This window comes from Ensifer sp. Root1252 (assembly GCF_001425885.1).
Classification (GTDB): Bacteria; Pseudomonadota; Alphaproteobacteria; order Rhizobiales; family Rhizobiaceae; genus Ensifer; species Ensifer canadensis.
The window spans coordinates 66840-82694 of record NZ_LMDT01000020.1 but is presented as its reverse complement, the minus strand read 5'-3'; the positions used below and the strand labels follow the sequence as shown (position 1 = coordinate 82694).

Annotated in this window: 16 protein-coding genes and 2 pseudogenes; 10 read left to right on the top strand and 8 right to left on the bottom strand. The window is 59.1% G+C overall.

What is annotated here, in order from left to right; genetic code table 11:
- Positions 1-51: 51 nt before the first annotated feature.
- The 4 genes from ASD02_RS20165 to ASD02_RS20150 form a co-directional block, all read right to left on the bottom strand.
- A complete protein-coding gene (locus tag ASD02_RS20165) occupies positions 52-996 on the bottom strand; it encodes a substrate-binding domain-containing protein (protein WP_057213580.1) in 945 nt (314 codons plus the stop codon).
- 75 nt (positions 997-1071) lie between these two features.
- Positions 1072-1383: a MocE family 2Fe-2S type ferredoxin gene (locus ASD02_RS20160; protein WP_057208284.1), complete on the bottom strand. Its 312-nt coding sequence runs from the start codon at positions 1381-1383 to the stop codon at positions 1072-1074.
- Positions 1380-2414: a sterol desaturase family protein gene (locus ASD02_RS20155; protein ID WP_057208282.1), complete on the bottom strand. Its 1035-nt coding sequence runs from the start codon at positions 2412-2414 to the stop codon at positions 1380-1382. The genes ASD02_RS20160 and ASD02_RS20155 overlap by 4 nt, the downstream gene beginning before the upstream one ends.
- 174 nt (positions 2415-2588) lie before the next feature.
- On the bottom strand, positions 2589-3590 hold the full coding sequence (locus ASD02_RS20150) for a LacI family DNA-binding transcriptional regulator (protein WP_057208279.1): 1002 nt from the start codon (positions 3588-3590) through the stop codon (positions 2589-2591).
- A 185-nt stretch (positions 3591-3775) separates the two neighbouring features.
- Between ASD02_RS20150 and ASD02_RS20145 the strand changes: the two genes are divergently transcribed.
- The 6 genes and pseudogenes from ASD02_RS20145 to ASD02_RS39840 form a co-directional block, all read left to right on the top strand.
- Positions 3776-4000, top strand: coding sequence for a hypothetical protein (locus ASD02_RS20145; RefSeq protein ID WP_057258477.1), 225 nt, complete (start codon positions 3776-3778; stop codon positions 3998-4000).
- Between the two features lie 117 nt (positions 4001-4117).
- On the top strand, positions 4118-4387 hold the full coding sequence (locus ASD02_RS20140) for a hypothetical protein (RefSeq protein ID WP_146160918.1): 270 nt from the start codon (positions 4118-4120) through the stop codon (positions 4385-4387).
- Between the two features lie 54 nt (positions 4388-4441).
- Positions 4442-4612, top strand: a complete 171-nt coding sequence (locus tag ASD02_RS39235; protein WP_164474915.1) for a hypothetical protein — start codon at positions 4442-4444, stop codon at positions 4610-4612.
- On the top strand, positions 4605-5327 hold the full coding sequence (locus ASD02_RS39845; protein WP_244494248.1) for a hypothetical protein: 723 nt from the start codon (positions 4605-4607) through the stop codon (positions 5325-5327). The genes ASD02_RS39235 and ASD02_RS39845 overlap by 8 nt, the downstream gene beginning before the upstream one ends.
- A 10-nt stretch (positions 5328-5337) precedes the next feature.
- The gene (locus ASD02_RS20130; protein WP_057208276.1) at positions 5338-5580 is read left to right on the top strand and encodes a hypothetical protein; all 243 of its coding nucleotides are present in this window, start codon (positions 5338-5340) and stop codon (positions 5578-5580) included.
- A gap of 382 nt (positions 5581-5962) precedes the next feature.
- Positions 5963-6184, top strand: a pseudogene (locus tag ASD02_RS39840) (hypothetical protein); the annotation flags it as partial.
- Here ASD02_RS39840 and ASD02_RS20125 read toward each other — a convergent pair.
- The 3 genes from ASD02_RS20125 to ASD02_RS20115 form a co-directional block, all read right to left on the bottom strand.
- Positions 6122-6622 (bottom strand): GNAT family N-acetyltransferase, encoded by a 501-nt coding sequence (locus tag ASD02_RS20125; RefSeq protein WP_244494247.1) that lies wholly within the window; start codon positions 6620-6622, stop codon positions 6122-6124. The pseudogene ASD02_RS39840 and the gene ASD02_RS20125 overlap by 63 nt on opposite strands.
- A 398-nt stretch (positions 6623-7020) precedes the next feature.
- Entirely contained in the window at positions 7021-8259 is a 1239-nt protein-coding gene (locus ASD02_RS20120; RefSeq protein ID WP_057208272.1) for a type II toxin-antitoxin system HipA family toxin, read from the bottom strand.
- Entirely contained in the window at positions 8256-8528 is a 273-nt protein-coding gene (locus tag ASD02_RS20115) for a helix-turn-helix domain-containing protein (RefSeq protein WP_057221040.1), read from the bottom strand. Before ASD02_RS20115 ends, ASD02_RS20120 begins: the two co-directional genes overlap by 4 nt.
- 981 nt (positions 8529-9509) lie before the next feature.
- Here ASD02_RS20115 and ASD02_RS20110 point away from each other — a divergent pair.
- From ASD02_RS20110 to ASD02_RS39835, 4 genes and pseudogenes are all read left to right on the top strand, one after another.
- On the top strand, positions 9510-10166 hold the full coding sequence (locus ASD02_RS20110) for an ABC transporter ATP-binding protein (RefSeq protein ID WP_057221043.1): 657 nt from the start codon (positions 9510-9512) through the stop codon (positions 10164-10166).
- Positions 10163-12574 carry an FtsX-like permease family protein gene (locus tag ASD02_RS20105; protein WP_057221039.1) on the top strand — a complete coding sequence of 804 codons (2412 nt, stop codon included), beginning with the start codon at positions 10163-10165 and terminating at the stop codon, positions 12572-12574. Before ASD02_RS20110 ends, ASD02_RS20105 begins: the two co-directional genes overlap by 4 nt.
- Positions 12564-13637, top strand: a complete 1074-nt coding sequence (locus ASD02_RS20100) for a lipocalin-like domain-containing protein (protein ID WP_057221038.1) — start codon at positions 12564-12566, stop codon at positions 13635-13637. Before ASD02_RS20105 ends, ASD02_RS20100 begins: the two co-directional genes overlap by 11 nt.
- A 193-nt stretch (positions 13638-13830) precedes the next feature.
- Positions 13831-14021: pseudogene (locus ASD02_RS39835) on the top strand (DUF6494 family protein).
- A gap of 62 nt (positions 14022-14083) precedes the next feature.
- Here the strand turns inward: ASD02_RS39835 and ASD02_RS20090 are convergent.
- Positions 14084-15538 (bottom strand): CHAD domain-containing protein, encoded by a 1455-nt coding sequence (locus tag ASD02_RS20090; protein WP_200951701.1) that lies wholly within the window; start codon positions 15536-15538, stop codon positions 14084-14086.
- Between the last annotated feature and the right edge of the window lie 317 nt (positions 15539-15855).

The following is a 15855-nucleotide window of genomic DNA, read 5'->3' as shown; positions in this document are numbered from 1 at the left end:
GCTTGAAATGGCCTGGCGCAACGCAATTGCGATGCGCCAGTCGTGGGAGGATCAGTTCTGATGGGCGTATTCGGCCATGTTCTTGGGCGTGACGAGCTCGAAGGGAACCCAGACCGCCTTCTCGATACTCTTGCCCTGAGCCAATGCCGCCGCCGCATCGACGGCGCTCGCTGACTGGCCCTTGGCGTTCTGGAATACCGTGACGTCCAGGTCGCCTGCCGCCATGGCCGCCAGTGCGTCCTGCGTCGCGTCGATACCAACGATGATTACATCGTCCGTCGATACGCCCGCCGCTTTCAGCGCCTGAATGGCACCAATCGCCATCTCGTCATTGTTGGCAAACACCACGTCAATGGGTCGGCCGGCGGTGATCCAATTCGTGGTCAGATCCATCGCATTGGTGCGTGTCCAGGCAGCGGATTGCTCGTCAGCAATTGTCACGCCCTTGCAATCGCCCGCCGCCAGCGTTTCCTTCACCGAAGAGGTGCGATCCCGCGAAGCCTGATGCGCCAAATCTCCCATCAGGATGTAGACCTGGGCATCGCTTGCTTTTCCTTTTGCCTTCAAGAGCTCACAGGCAGCCTCGGCACCCAACTTCCCCGAGTCGGTCTCTTTCGAGCCAACATAGGCCTGCTTTTCGGGTAGCGTATCGACATTGTCGGGCTGAAGATTGAGGTAGACCAATGGAATGCCAGCCTTCTGCGCTGCTTCGCTGATGCCAGGGGCAGCCGACGTATCGGCAAGCGTCATGATGATCGCATCCACGCCCGAGGCGATGAAGTTGTCCAACTGACTGCGCTGTTTGGAAATGTCGGTTTGAGCATCTTCGATCTGAAGGTTGACGCCGCTTATCTGAGAAGCTCTCGCGTCGAGTCCCTGTCGTAGCAATGTCTGGAAATTGTTGTCGAAGCTCTGCATCGAGACGCCGATCGTCTCCGCGGACGCAGCCGTTCCCATTAAGGCGGCCAGAACGGCTGCCAGGTACATGGATTTCATATCATCCTCCCAGTAGGTGCCGGATCACCCGATCGCATTCCGGAGGCCCCACGGGCCTGTTCGGTAGCGGAGCCTTCAGCCGAGGGCCACGCGTACTTCTCCGTCGATCACCTCGGCCGGATAGGTTCTCAGATTCTCGCAGGCGGGAAGCCGAAGAGCCTCGCCAGTACGATAGTCGAAGACGCCGGAATGCTTGGGACATTCCACCTCGAAGTCCATGACCAACCCGTCTGCGAGATGGATCGCCTCGTGCGTGCAGAGCCCGGCCGTGCAGTAGACGTTGTCGTCCGGCCCGCGGTAGATCGCGTAAGTGCGGCCTGCGTGATCGAAGCGCAGCGCGCCTTCCTGCTCAATGTCGTCAAGTTTGCATGCTGAAACCCAGGTCATTCGGCGGCCTCCCCGATTGCGTTGCGTGCCTTGCGGGCTGCGAGTTTTTCCTTCCGCTTGCGATAGCGTTCCTGCATGCGGGCCTCGCCATCGGGAGAGCCGTCGTGCCAGGTGCCGAACCAGCGATCGAGCGGAATTAAGGCGTCCCCATAGTTCACCTCGAAATACTTGTGGTGGAGATAGTGAGCATAGGCGTGGCTATCGAGCAGCTTGTCTTCACCGACCTCAACCTTGTCGAAACCGACGTGACCAGGGATCGCACCAAAACCCGCATAGTGAAGTTGGTAGAGCATGATGATCGGGTTGGACGGCAAGATGAGGTGGTAGAACGCAGTTCCGAAATAGAGCAGATGCTCGATCGGATGCATCGACAACGACGACCAGGGCGATGGATTGACCGAGTTGTGATGGACAGAATGGACCCACTTGTAGAGGAACGGCGTGTGGATGAGCCTGTGGATACAGAAGAAGTGGAATTCGTGGATGATCGGGACCACGAGTGCGACGAGTGCCAGCGTCCAGGGATTTTCCGCAAACGTCAGCCAAGGCGCGTAACCATTGGCATAGGCCCACAGCATCAGGACTTCGATCGCGGTCCAGATTGTCACTCCAGACAGAAACGTTCGCAGGATGTTGTCAACGTTCTGGCTTTCGAACCAAAAGGCCTTGCTCTTCTGGTCGGCCGGAAACTTGCCGTTGTACTTGAAGCGGTTCTCCTGGCGCTTCAGGATGTAAAGATGAAGTTCGAAAGCGCCGTAGAAGAGAAAGACGCAGATTGCATTCACGGCATAAAGCGACGCGATCCAGCCCATGCCCAAGTCCTGCATCGTCTCCGTGGACGGTATCACCCAAGCCCAATAGGCCACGGCTGATACGGCGAAGATCGCATTCCACGGAAAGAAATAGTGTGGCAGCCACTTTGCAAGCGCCAGCAGCTTGAGCGGAAAGGCAAACAATGGCGCTAATTCAATCGGCTCGTTCGGAGCCCAATCACCGCGTTTGTTGCGCGTTCCAAACTTCAGATCATCCATTGCGCTCTCCTCCGCGGGATCGGATGTGCTCACAACCGCACAAATTGACGATGGAAGAAGGACGCATTTGGCGCCCCTATCCGGGTCCTCTTCCTCTGGGAGGCCGGCATCTTCCTTGACAAAAATCTAGCAGGAGGCGGGTTGGATTCCGAAAGTTCGTTTGATCTGATTAGATCAAAGCCCCTCAGGGGTGATGGTGATGAAGCGGATTGGAGCGAGATCCGGCTCGATCGACGTCAGGCCGATGCGTCGCAGAATGAGGTCGAGCGCCCGCTGGGCCTGTGCCTCCGGTGCCTGATCCAAAACCACGTCCATGATCCCATCACGCAGGGCCTTGCGCGTATAGTCTGTCAGCTCATGACCGACGAACAGCAGGTCCCGACCGCGGGGATCTCGGCGCAGCACGTCAATCAGTGCGGAATTTGCACCCCCGGCGTTATAGAGCCCGACGAGGTCGGGATAGATTTTGAGCGCGTTGACCAAAGTCTCCGCGCTATAAAGTTCGTCATCACGTGTGAACCCAAGCCATTCGAAGGCGATCGAACCAGGATGCTCGTGAAAGTAATCGGAGAACCCGCGGATGCGTTCGCGGTGCACCTGATAGATGGGATGGCACAAGGCAACGACCGAGCCCTTTGCCCGGGTCATTCGAGCAATGAGATGCGCCGCAGTCCGTCCGGCAGCGTAGTTGTCAATGCCGACGAACTCACCTTTCGTCTCAGAGGCACGCGTTACAACATGGACGACCGGGAGACCCCGCTCCACAACGGCTTCTACCGCCGCGCTGATCGTTGGATTGTTGGGAGCGGCCAAGATCAGACCTGCGCGCGTCATTTCGGTAGACATGATGCGCCTTGCGATTTCCGCAGACTTCATTTCTTCAGTGAAGGTGCGGTGCACGATTACGAGCGGATCGAGTGTCTCGGCAATCCTCTCGAAGGCATTAGCGAGCCGGCGGTAAAATGTCGTTTCAGGTCGAACCAACAAGACTTCAATGCGCAGCAGTCCGCGATGGGTGTCCGCAGGTAATCGGGGGTAATTGAGGGAGCGAGCGGCGATAACGACCTTCTCGACCAACTCAGCGCGTACGCCGCCTCGCCCGTTCACGACCCGCTCGACCGTTGCAGTTCCGACTCCGGCCAGGCGGGCGATATCCCGATAGTTCGGCTTGCTCACATTCCGGATCCCTAACAAAGGCCTGTACTACACGTAAGATGTCCCTCCATCATTACCTTGGCGTCAAGCGTCACAGATAGAATTCAGGAAATCGGATTGCTTCAGCTGCATTGTGAACGTCTTGCATTAGAGGGACCTTGCGAACAGCAAACGCCGCCCTAACATCTTCTGCAGGAGGAAACGCCATGCCGAAAATCGCCGGGCCTAGACATCCGAAATCTCACCCCGATCGTGACCTGCAATGCCAGGAGGCGATCACTGATGAATTCCAGTTTTTGATCGAAAGGATCGAGGCAGCAGGATGGTCGCCCGAAGAGGCCTCATCAGCGTTGATCGAGCTGGCCGAAAACCACTATCTCTCGATCAATGCTGAGCAGGATGGTCGCCCGAAGAGGCCTCATCAGCGTTGATCGAGCTGGCCGAAAACCACTATCTCTCGATCAATGCTGAGGCAGAAATGTTTGAGCTTGGCGCTGGCGTCGTGCTGATAGCCCCAAAGCCGCATTGATTGGGTGGAGGCTATCAAAATGCCCGGCACCACATGGCGAAAAGGCGACATGCCGGAGGATGGATCCGTAATCTTTGTCCGCGTCGTGCGCCCCTATCGATTCAAAATCTACAAATCGAATAGCGAGGAATTTCGACACGGCAAGAAGGGTCGATGGCAGCAAATGAATGAGTTTGGTGGTTGGGATAATTGCCAGCCACCTACCGGCTTCGAATGGTCGATTGAGCTCCGCGATTCGGCGCTCCCCTTTTTGAGTTATGCGGAGAGCCTCCCCAAATCTGGTCGTTGACTCTCTGCTTAATGAGAACATTTGTAGAACAGATTTACTCAGAAGGCATTGAGCATGAGCGACGAGGTTGGCGCTACCAAGAGAGGGGAAAGCGACCTGGCCAAGCACCTGGGCGAACACCACGGCTGGAAGACGTGGGGCGGCTTCGACTTCGCTATCGGAAGGGCCACCCCGAAGTGGCTCGGTTACGAACATCGGCCGGAGTGGAAGAAGGGCAATGCCTAAGAACGGTGCCTGGTGGCTATCGGAGCTTGTCGCCAAGGTTCGAGTCGAATGTTCATGCGGCATGAAGAAGCAATATGACGCCAAGGCGCTGCTGGAGCGCGTCGGCGACATGCCTATGCCCTCCCTTTTGGACCAACTGGCACAAGCAAACGGCTGCTCTAAAACCAAGAACAACTTCAATAATCGCTGCCAGCTGAAATACAGCGACCCAATGCCTTCGGAGGCCCCGCCCTCCCGATCGTACCGGCTGGCAATGCGGAACCAGCCGGACGACCGGAAGAAATCACCTTCGCCAATCTACCGGAATGGTGTGAGCTTTTCTGCCAATGCAAACGCTGCGGCCGAGAACATCACCTGGATCGGAACGACCTGGCGCGTCGGTTTGGCACGACGCAGTCGATCCTGGCACTTGGACGACGCATGCGTTGCAAGAAGTGCAGCAACAGCAACGGTAACGTGCTCCGGGTGCGAAAACAGAGACGGTGATTTGTCGACCGCCGCGATGGAACATTGTTGCTGCAAGGGTGTTATATGTACTCATGTCGAAGGTTGCACCTCTGCAAGGCCCCTCTCCTGGGGCCTATTTTTTGAGCTCAAACCAATCGACATTATCGGCCAGTTCCCGGCGCCTCTGTCCCGGATGGCAGCACCATATGATACGGTCCTCAAAACGACAGTCGGAAATTGGTACACGTTATCTTTGCTAAAGCCCTGAGGAGCCTACCATGTCCGATTCAGCAGACTTCCCACCTCTTCCAGATGAAATCGAAGCCGGACTGGCGGCCTACATGACCGACCCGGACCTTTCACCGCCACCTGCCGGCCGGGTCGACGCGGTCGAAACCATCTTGCGCGACTGGCTTATAGCACATCGGTACATGACGGACGTGCCGGAGCCCTCTCCGGTTAGGTTGGATACGAAAGGCGTGAATCGCGAGGAAGTGCAGTATCCAGGCTTTATCAAGTAAAATTGCGAGTTGAGGAGTGGCGCAGAAAGTCCGCCATGTCCGCGAAAATACCGGTCAGTATCGAATACGCGAGGAACGGCAGCTCCATCGATTCGCTATTCGCCTGAAGCTGCTTGCCGCGACGCTTTCAGCAAAAGAGGTATCCAGCGCTCAAGCAGCGTCCGGATGCCTGCTTTGACGGCGCGCCATTGGGATAGTCCGCTTTTCTTGGGATCCATCCCTCGACAGTCAGCGATAAATCGCGAAAGACCACGGTGTATTTGCCGAGGACCGTGAACAGGTGCTGGCCCGGGTGAAGGAGGGTGCGCTACATGGAAACCGCAGCACCCTCAACCGTGCCGCCAAGTGCGCACACGGAAGTTCTTCAACGGACTCACAGCCAGTGGAGGCGACCGAACACCGTATGCGGCAGATCATGCTCACCGCTGAGGCGGCAACCCTGGCGTTGATCCCGAAATCGCACGAGATCTTCTGGGGACCCATGGCCTACGCAATGATGGGTGGCATCGTCCTGGGAACGGCGCTGACGCTTCTCTGTGACCTATGTGGTGGCGATCGTCCAGCAGATCAGTGGGCCATCTTCTGGATCGACGCGTTCTCCTGATTGAACGAACCCGTTTCGTTCGAGCACGCGATGCGAGCCGATGTTATCCCCAGCCGTTTCCGCCGAAATGTTTCTGACCCGCGCATCGCCGCGTGCCCACCTCAGCAGTTCTGAAATAGCTGCCGTCGTATAGCCGCGGCCCTCGCGCGAGGGCGCAACGCCGTACCCGATATGCACGTCGCCGTTCTCAGGCGGCCTGGTGATCGAGCACAGACCCACCACCTCGCCATCCTCAACGATCAGCCAGGCCGATGGACTGAATTCCTCGTCGACGCCGCGATTGAGATCGGACAGCATCCGCAATACCTCCTGAGAGGCGATGGAGCTGTCCTGCACGAGGCGGAGACCTATAGGAGCAACGCCGTTCGCCAGCGCGTCGAAGGCGCCGGGGGTAAGGATTGTAAGCATGGTTTTTCTCACCTTTTGAAAGTACACCATTGTTGGCGATCAGGCCGAAACGCAGGGTAAAGGTCAGCCGCTCACAAACTTGCGACGGCTCATCTCCGCCGGCACGGCCGGTAGGTTGGAAGATTCGCGATGGCAATCAAAGGCATTCTCCCCAGGTGGGGCGTCGTTGGTACCAGCGAGTTGCTTCCCGTGCAATCCGCCTCTCTCGCCAAGTACATATTTCGATGAAACACCTGTATTTGCTCGTCCGAGCGCGAGCCGTGTCAGCCGGGTGCGTTCGTTCTGCTCGTGCTGCGGGGCATCGCGTCTGCCTCGGTAAGAGCGTAGTGGGATTAAGCGGCCGTGTTGGGAGGCACAAAGCTTTCGCACCTAACTGCGCCCCAAGCGGGATTTTTGCCGTTCTCGAAGGAGTTTTCTCGATCCGATGATCATCCGCACGCCTGAGCCAGAATTCGCCTGCATCTCTCCTGAACGCGATGAACGATGCGAACAAGGACTGCCGTCGGATCGCCAGCCATGGCCGCGATTTGCGGCGCGACGTCCTCACAAGCGCTACTGATGAGTCCAGCAAGTTCCTCCACCCGTCTGATGGTCGATGCGCCGCTCATTCCGAGCTCCTTGGCCAGTTCCTGCCAATCGGAACGCCTCAAGTCAGTTGCGTGGAAACGTCCAGCAATAGCCTGCGGTAAACTCTGATCCACCTGGCGGTAAACCGCCGCACACATCAGGTCGTAGAGCGGCGCCATCTTTGCGGATCCTGCAGCACCGATCAGGATCGAATAGTTTTTGGCGTGTGAATCCGAGTTGCAGATCAGCACGTTGAAGATTACCGCATCGAGAAGCTTCAGGCGTTCAGCAGGCGAAACGAGATCGCTGACGGCGCCGAACATCATCTTCAGAGTCACGCCACGACCTGTCGAGGATCGCTCATATTTCTGTGACGGAAAATGACCCGTCAACTGGCAGAGGTCCTCCTGATGCAGCCTGCGGATCTCGCCTCGCGGATCCGTGAAGCGGTCATAGCGCTTCACCAGCAGATAGCGTCGTTTCCCGGCTGCGCCTATGGTTGTTTCTGCGGCGTCCAAGCCGCAGGCCCGTGCTAGGGTGAGACAGAAGGCTTCGTTCTCGACGCTTCCGGCAAGCCGTCTGGTGTCCGGCTTGATGATGTGGGTCGACGGCGTTCCGTCGACTGGTATGGAGATCTTGCCTTCTTCATCGACGAAGACCGGCAATTTTTCCTGCACGCCCGCAAGGGACATGGAGACGCCGCGCTCTCCAACCAGAAAGGGTTTGGCCGGAAGTTCGTTGAGTACCCGTTCCAGTGCCTGTTCATCCGGAATTGGCTCATGGTTGACGCCCGCCTTTCGCGCCTCCCCGATGGAGAGCGCGCCTGCCGTGTCCCGCCCGATGTGACCAAGCAGGCCCACAATGTCCTGCGGAGATACTTTCAGACGCTGGCCGATCTCGGCGAGATGTGCTTCCGGAAGAAGGTTGGCAAGCCATGGCAGCAGCCTGTCGGCGCCGACGGAGCCTGAACGCAGCGGCATGGTCAGCGAGACGGGGAAGGCCGAGCGGCGTGCTTTCCAAGAAAGATCGTAGTCGAGCCGCCATTCCCCTTCGAAGGTCATGCGCGCGACGGGAAGGGTTTCATAGAAGATGGTTGTCATCCACCCTCACCAAAGGTCGGCAGGAAGCCGAGGTCATCGTCCGGTGCGGTTGGGGTCATCTGGGCTGCCCTGAGATCGCCGATCTCGATGCCGACGGTACGCGCCACGATCAACGCCTTCTCGAGCTGGCAGCTCGGCTTGCCGGATTCGAGTTCGACGATGAAGCGCTCGCCCGTGCCTGAGCGAGCGGCAAGCTCGGTCTGGGTCCAGCCGAGGCCTTTGCGTTTTTCCCGAACGGCGGCGCCGAACTCGCGTGCGGACCTGAACATTGAAATCTCCAGTGGTGACTTACCGTACAGGAAGATTCTCAAAAGTCCAATGCGATCCGTACCGATCGGGAAGCAGCAGCACCAGCTACACAGAATCATCGTGCTCGGGAAGTTTGTGTTCCTCGTCCCTTGGTGAGCAGGAAGACCTTCGCGTGCACCGTCGTCGGCCCGCCCCGGATCCGGTTTGTGCCAGATGATTTCTGAGCGAACCCACCAACCAGCCTCCTGCAAGGCGATCGCCGAGCGGTTCGGGATCATGCAGAGGTCTATCAGAGGTCTATGGGTTTCAGATACCCGCCCTGCGATCGTGGTGGTGGCCCTCGCCGCCATTATCCCGGCACTGAATCGGTCCGACCGTCGCGAACGGCTTGTCGCGAAAAGTGCGATCGTCGCCCATGACATCCGCGGCCGACCGCCCGTTCGGAGTCGTGGCGTAGCAGTTACCATAGTTGAGCCAGAGCGAGCCCTGCGGCTTCAACCATGACAACGAGATAATCGCCGAGCGTCGGCTCCAGGCCGATCTTGCCTTCAACACCATAGACGCGAAGACGCAATCGAGCGCGTTCCGATGCTCATGCCTCGCCTCCCTGTTCGCGGTAACGGTTGCCCTCCTGAAGAGGAGTTCATCATGAGCACAAAACCTACTGAACCTATTCCGATGCCCGGCCCGGCAGGCCTGACGCCATCTGAGCCCGAGGTTGTGACGGTCCCAGGCCCCAGAGACCCGAAAAGGCCCGAGGAGGTTCCACCAGATGTCCCCCGATACCCGCCCAACCCAGAGCGACCCATCGAGGAGCCGGGACCTGATGATGTCCGGAAGAGGCCTCTCCCGTGACGAACCCCGATGCGCTATCTGCCACCCGCCATGCCGCCGAAGTGGCGAAGCTCGGCTGGGATTTGCCCGATTCGGAAAACTCGAGGTGGCCTTTCCAAGCGGCCATGGAGCGTTACATATGTGCAATTGTCCTGATCTTGGCCACCATGGTGATCGCTCTTAGCAATCTTAGGAAATCCTATGAGACTGCCGAAGGGCGCCTTGAAGTGTTGAGAGGGGTCAATCTCGATCTCGGCCAGGGAGACAGCGTTGCCCTGACAGGGGAGTCTGGTAGCGGAAAGAGCACGCTCCTGCATCTCGTAGCCGGCCTCGACCGTCCAGACTCAGGCGAGATCGTGATCGGGGACCGAGACATCTCCAAGCTGAACGATCGGGAACGCGCCGCCTACAGGCGGACAGAAGTCGGCCTTGTATTTCAGCAGTTCAACCTTGTCCCGTCACTGGATGTGGCCGCGAACATCGCTTTTCACGCCAAGCTCGCGGGACGCCACGATCCCCTGTGGGAAAATGAACTCGTGGCCCGCCTAGGAATCGAGACATTGCTGACCAGATATCCCGAGCAGCTTTCCATCGGACAACAGCAGCGGGTAGCGATCGGACGGACCCTTGCCGCGCGTCCCGGCTTACTCCTGGCGGATGAACCCACAGGAAATCTGGACGAGGCCAACGGAGACGCTGTTCTGGAACTGATGCTCTCGCTGTCGAAGGCAACCGGATCGACACTGCTTCTGGTGACACACTCGCAAAGGCTGGCGGATAGGCTCGACCGGCAGGTGCATTTGCGGTCCGGGAAGATGGAATGAAGATGTGGACCGCAGCCACGGCACTTCTGTCCCACTGGCGACGACGACCGCTGCAGCTCGTCGCTCTCTTGTCCGGCCTGGCGCTGGCGACGGCCTTGTGGTCCGGAGTGCAGGCGATCAACGCAGAGGCCCGCGCAAGCTACACCCGCGCCGCGGTTGTGCTCGACCAGAACGGGTTGGCCAGCCTGGTTTCTCCAAACGGCCGCCCGATTCCTCAGTCCGCCTTCGTGCGGCTCAGACGGGCGGGCTGGATCGTGTCACCAGTTTTAGAGGGAGACTTTCGGTTCGGAACCACCCGGTTAAGGGTGATCGGCATCGAGCCACTGACGATGCCCGCGGAAACCAACACCGTCGATCTGGGAAATGCCGGGGACTTGCTTTCCTTCATCACGCCTCCGGGCATGCTGGTTGTCTCTCCCGAAACAGCGGAAAAAATGCGAGGACAGACGGACCTCGCACTGCGTGTTTCGGATCGGATGCTGGACGGCGCCGCCTTCACCGATATCGGCTTGGCCCAGAAGTTATTAAGAAGAGAGGGCGTACTCAGTCGGATTGTGATCGCCAAAAGCCAACGTTCCGGTCTGGATCCGCTTGAAAAGCTTGTTCCAACGCTCTCAGTTCGTCAGCCGAATGCAGAAACCGATGTCGAGCATCTTACCGAGAGCTTCCATCTCAATCTGACGGCCTTCGGTTTTCTCGCCTTCGCGGTGGGGCTGTTCATCGTGTACTCGACGATCGGTCTCGCTTTCGAGCAACGGCGGCCGACCTTCAGAACGCTTCGCTGCCTTGGAGTTTCGTTGAGTGCGCTTGCGGTTCTGCTGCTCGCCGAGCTTGCCCTTTTCGCCCTCGCCGCCGGGGCAGTCGGCGTCGCGATCGGCTATCTGATCGCGTCACTGCTACTGCCCGGAGTGGCCGCGACCCTTGAAGGACTTTACGGAGCCAGCGTGCCCGGCACGCTTTCCCTGCGTCCGGAGTGGTGGCTTTCGGGCTTTGCCATCGCAGTGGCCGGAACAATGGTTTCGTCGGCACAGAGCCTGTTGCGCTTGATGCGGGTGCCTTTGCTCGCGGCGGCCCAACCCCAGGTGTGGGGGCGGTCGTGGCAAGCGGGGCGGCGGATTCAAGTGCTGGCCGCGGCGGCTTTGCTAGCCTTCTCGGGAGCTCTTCTTCTATGGGCTGATGGACTTGAGGCGGGCTTTGGCATCCTTGGCTGTCTTCTGCTCGGGGCGTCGCTACTTCTCCCCACCGTGCTCTCCGGATTCCTCACCGTAATGCAGCGGACGTCTTCACGTGCGCTCGTCACGTGGTTCTGGGCCGACGCTCGGCAGCAGCTCCCCGGACTTTCCCTTGCGCTCATGGCATTGCTTCTTGCGCTGGCGGCAAACGTCGGCGTTGGAACCATGGTGTCGAGCTTCCGTCTCACGTTCGTCGCCTGGCTCGACCAACGTCTCGCCGCCGAACTTTACGTCGCTGCCCGGAACGAGGGCGAGGCAGACAGGCTCAGGACATGGCTCGCAACGAAGGTGGAATCGGTGTTGCCGATCTCCAGCGTAGATGCCGAGATCCGGGGGCAGCCGATGCAGATTTTCGGTGTCGTTGACGATCCGACCTACAGGAAGCACTGGCCCCTGATCGTTGGCATGCCGGACGTCTGGGATCGGGTGGCGTCCGGTCAAGGGGTGCTGGTCAACGAACAGTTCTGGAGGCGGGACCGGCTCCGTATCGGCGATGAGCTGGATCTGGCGGGGGACTGGAAGGCGGCGGTTGTCGGGGTCTATTCGGATTACGGAAACCCAAAGGGCGAGGTCATCGTCGGAATAAATGCGCTGACCTCTCGCTACCCGCAGGTCTCGCGTCTGCGCTACGGTCTGCGGATCCAGCCTGATCAGATTGCGGACCTACGATCGAGGCTCTCGGACGAATTCGGACTACCATCCGATAACGTCGTCGATCAAGCGGCACTGAAGGAACGGTCACGGCGGATCTTCGATCGCACTTTTTTGGTCACTGGCGCGTTGAACATGTTCACACTTGGGGTTGCAGCATTCGCTATGTTCTCGAGCCTCCTCACGCTTTCGGAAATGCGCCTCCCGCAGCTTGCGCCTGTGTGGGCCATGGGGGTCACAAGACGCGATCTCGCTCTTCTTGAGCTTCTGAGAACGCTGGTGCTCTGGCTGGCGACTTTTGTTGCCGCCTTGCCCCTCGGCCTAGCGCTGGCGTGGGTGCTTCTCGCGGTGGTGAACGTCGAAGGCTTCGGTTGGCGTCTGCCTATGTATATCTTTCCTTACGAGTGGGTTCGCCTCGGTCTCGTCGTGCTCGCCGCTGCTGTCGTTTCCGTATTTATCCCGCTTCGCCGGCTGGCCGGAGTCACGCCATCGGAACTTCTGAAGGTATTCGCCAATGAGCGTTAGATCGATTGCGATCGCTTTTGCGGCGACGACCATGGCCAGCATATCCGGGAGCCAAGCGGTCTCCGAGGGTTTTGGTGGCCTTGGCTCAGCGGCCGAAGGGTTTTCGGTGCCGCAACCCGGCCAGCTGTTGCGTTTTTCCGCCGACCACGGCCCACATCCGGACTTTCGGATAGAGTGGTGGTATCTAACGGCCAATCTTGAAGCACCCGACGGAACTCAATACGGAGCGCAGTGGACCCTTTTCCGGTCAGCGCTTGCTCCGGGTGAGGCCGGCGAGTGGTCGAGCCCACAGATCTGGATGGGTCACGCAGCCGTCACCACTTCAGAGGACCACTTCGTGGCAGAACGTATTTCACGCGGGGGCGTGGGGCAGGCTGGTGTTGTCGCGGAGCCGTTCGCGGCCTGGATCGATGACTGGCAGATGACGGGACTTGCAACCCCGGGATCGGATCAGCTGGCCGATCTCAACGTGACTGCAGCCGCAAAGGACTTCGGCTACGAACTCCGCCTGTCGGCCACCGGCCCGCTCGTGCCGCATGGCGATAACGGCTATTCGGTGAAATCAGCGAAGGGACAGGCCAGCTACTACTATTCGCAACCGTTCTACGCGGTGACCGGCTCGCTTTCGCTACCCACCGGGAGTGTAGAGGTGGCGGGGAAGGCTTGGCTTGACCGCGAGTGGTCGTCACAGCCGCTCGCGGAAGACCAGACCGGTTGGGACTGGTTCTCGCTGCATCTCGATACGGGAGAGAAGCTCATGGGCTTCCGTCTCAGAGATGAAGGAGAGGGATATACCTCCGCCACCTGGATCACCGCCGACGGGCGACCGGACCCCTTACCCGCGGGGGCCCTCCAGATCGCTCCCGTCCGGACTGCCAAGGTCGCGGGGCGTCAGATTCCAGTGGCCTGGAACATACGAATTCCCAGTCGCGGCTTTGACGTCACGACCAGGCCGTTGAACGACCAAGCATGGATGTCTACGTCCACACCGTATTGGGAAGGCCCGATTAGCTTCGGCGGCAACGTCGGTGGGAGGGGGTATGTGGAGATGACTGGGTACTAAACGCCTAGATAACCCTTCCCAAAATCCTGGGGTGAACGGAATCGAACCAAGGGCCCGGCGATCTCCTTCGTGCGACGCGCAGCCGCGCCAGCCATCCGCCCGCTTGTGCCTCGCGCTCTGCACAAGGCTGTGATTTTACCGAGGGCACTATTTGATGACGGGGAATGATTTCCGGACACAGAGGAGTTCTGCCTTGAGCGAAGACGCCTTCAACAGGCGATCCGCACCTTCCTGAAGGAAGTCGGTATGACCTCGCAGAGCAAGATCGAGGAGACAGTGTGCGAAGGGCAGATCGGCGGCAAGAAAATGAAAGTCCGCATGACGCTGACGGCGGAAACTTGCCGAGATCTCGGTCAACCGGGGACGCGCGGATCGCGAGCTTGACCTCGCGGTCGGCAGCCCGGTCGAGGTCGCCCTTAAGGAAGCGGCCTGGAGCGTTGTTGGGGCTATCGCCAGAAACGTTTCGCATCCACAAGATCGACGTACGCATCTTCGGCCGCCTCAAGCAGGCCCTTCTTGTTGCCTTTCGCGATTAGGGATGCCGTTGCCGGTTCGCCGGCCAGCCCGATCCTTTCAAGAAGTTGTGAACCAGCCGCCATGTCGTTCAACGCGCCGAGTTGGTCCTGCAGCTCTCCGAGGATGGTTATGAACCGCTTATGACGTCGTCGCCCCCGTTTGCCTGGGAAAAGAAGCGTGAAAAACTCCGACGCGTAGCGCAACTTCTTTGCATCCTTTCGGACCTTGTGGCGCTCTTCGTCGTCGACGACGACTATTGCCCGTCCGTCTCGCTTTATCTTCTTTCGCAGGCGCTCGAGCGCGGAGGAAGCAAAATCCACGGCCGGCACCTGCCTGAGATCCGTCGTTTCCGCGGCATCCAGCCAGGGACCGTTGGAAATCCATTCGGCAAGATCCAGCATAAATGCCCTAAGCCTTGGTGAGCCCAGCGTTGCTTCCACCTCGTCATATGCGGAATTTCGCGCTTCGGTCAGGCGAATGCGCAATGCCGCCAACTCCGTCTTGCCCAAGAGGACATCGATATCTCGCGCCTGTCCGAGAACCCCGGCAAGCCAGCGCGCTTCACTTCCAAGGTGCTCGGATCGATCATCGGCGATGACGTCCTTGAATATGGAGAACGCCGATCGCAGTCTTCTCAGCGACACGCGAGCCTGGTGCAGTGCCTCGGCATCCCTGGCGGCAAGAAGGACCGCTTCGTTCAACCTGTATTGCTTGATGCAGGCCTGAGCGATCTGCTGAAAGGCGGCGGCCGTTGTGGTCTGCTTATCCAGTTGGACGAGCTCCGCCTTGAATACACTGACGGCAGGTCCAAGGAGTTTGTAGCCACGCGCTGACTTGCTCAGCACGCCGATCCGAACCGGTGCGAAAGTATCCAGCTTCCGGGCAAGGTCAAAGAGAGCGGAACTGGAACCGTTCTTCAGCTCGAGTTCCAGCTCGCAGAATTGGGTTTCCCGATCGCCCGCGGTGACACGCCCAATGTCCAACGCTGCTTCAATCTTGGCGTCGTCGCGCGAGAGCAACCACATTCGACGTTCGACGTGAACATCGAACCGGGCTTGCAGAGCGTCGACATCGTCTTCCAGAAGCGATCTGATTGGCGTCGAGTGATCGAGAACAGGCAGGTCACTGGAGATTGTGAACTCCCATTCAGGGCGCACGAAAAGCCCGGCTAACTTGGCGTTGTCTGCCTTGACGGTCTGCGTCCGCACTCCGTCTACCGTGCGGATCCGCAAGGAAAATCCCGCCGCGCGCAATTTGTGGTCCGGGGTGTCGAAGTAGACCGAGCGCTGGGACATGGTTTTAGGCTTGCCTGTCAAAAGTGGCGACGCCTTAATCCGCCCGAGCGCGTCGGGCGAAAGCTCAAGCTTGAGTTCCGTTTCGTTCACCTTAGTCGTCCCCATGGCCGTGATGGGTCAGAACCTATGCTTCAACCATAACAAACTTATGGTCACCCGTCTGGGCCGGGCACCTGGGATACGCGGCCCCGCTCGCGTCGCAATCACAGTCCGCGAGCTGCAGCTTGGAATGTCCGACCTTTGGCGGACACACGCGGCCCTATGCATGGCCATCGCGCTGGGAAGAGAATTGCAGTGGACTGTTCTGAACCAGCCAAGCCGCATCACCTGCGCGATGCCCCGCGCGTCCTTCTTGTCGATCTTCACCGGCATCGTGGTTCGTTTGAGATGCTCAGGTTTCTAAGCCA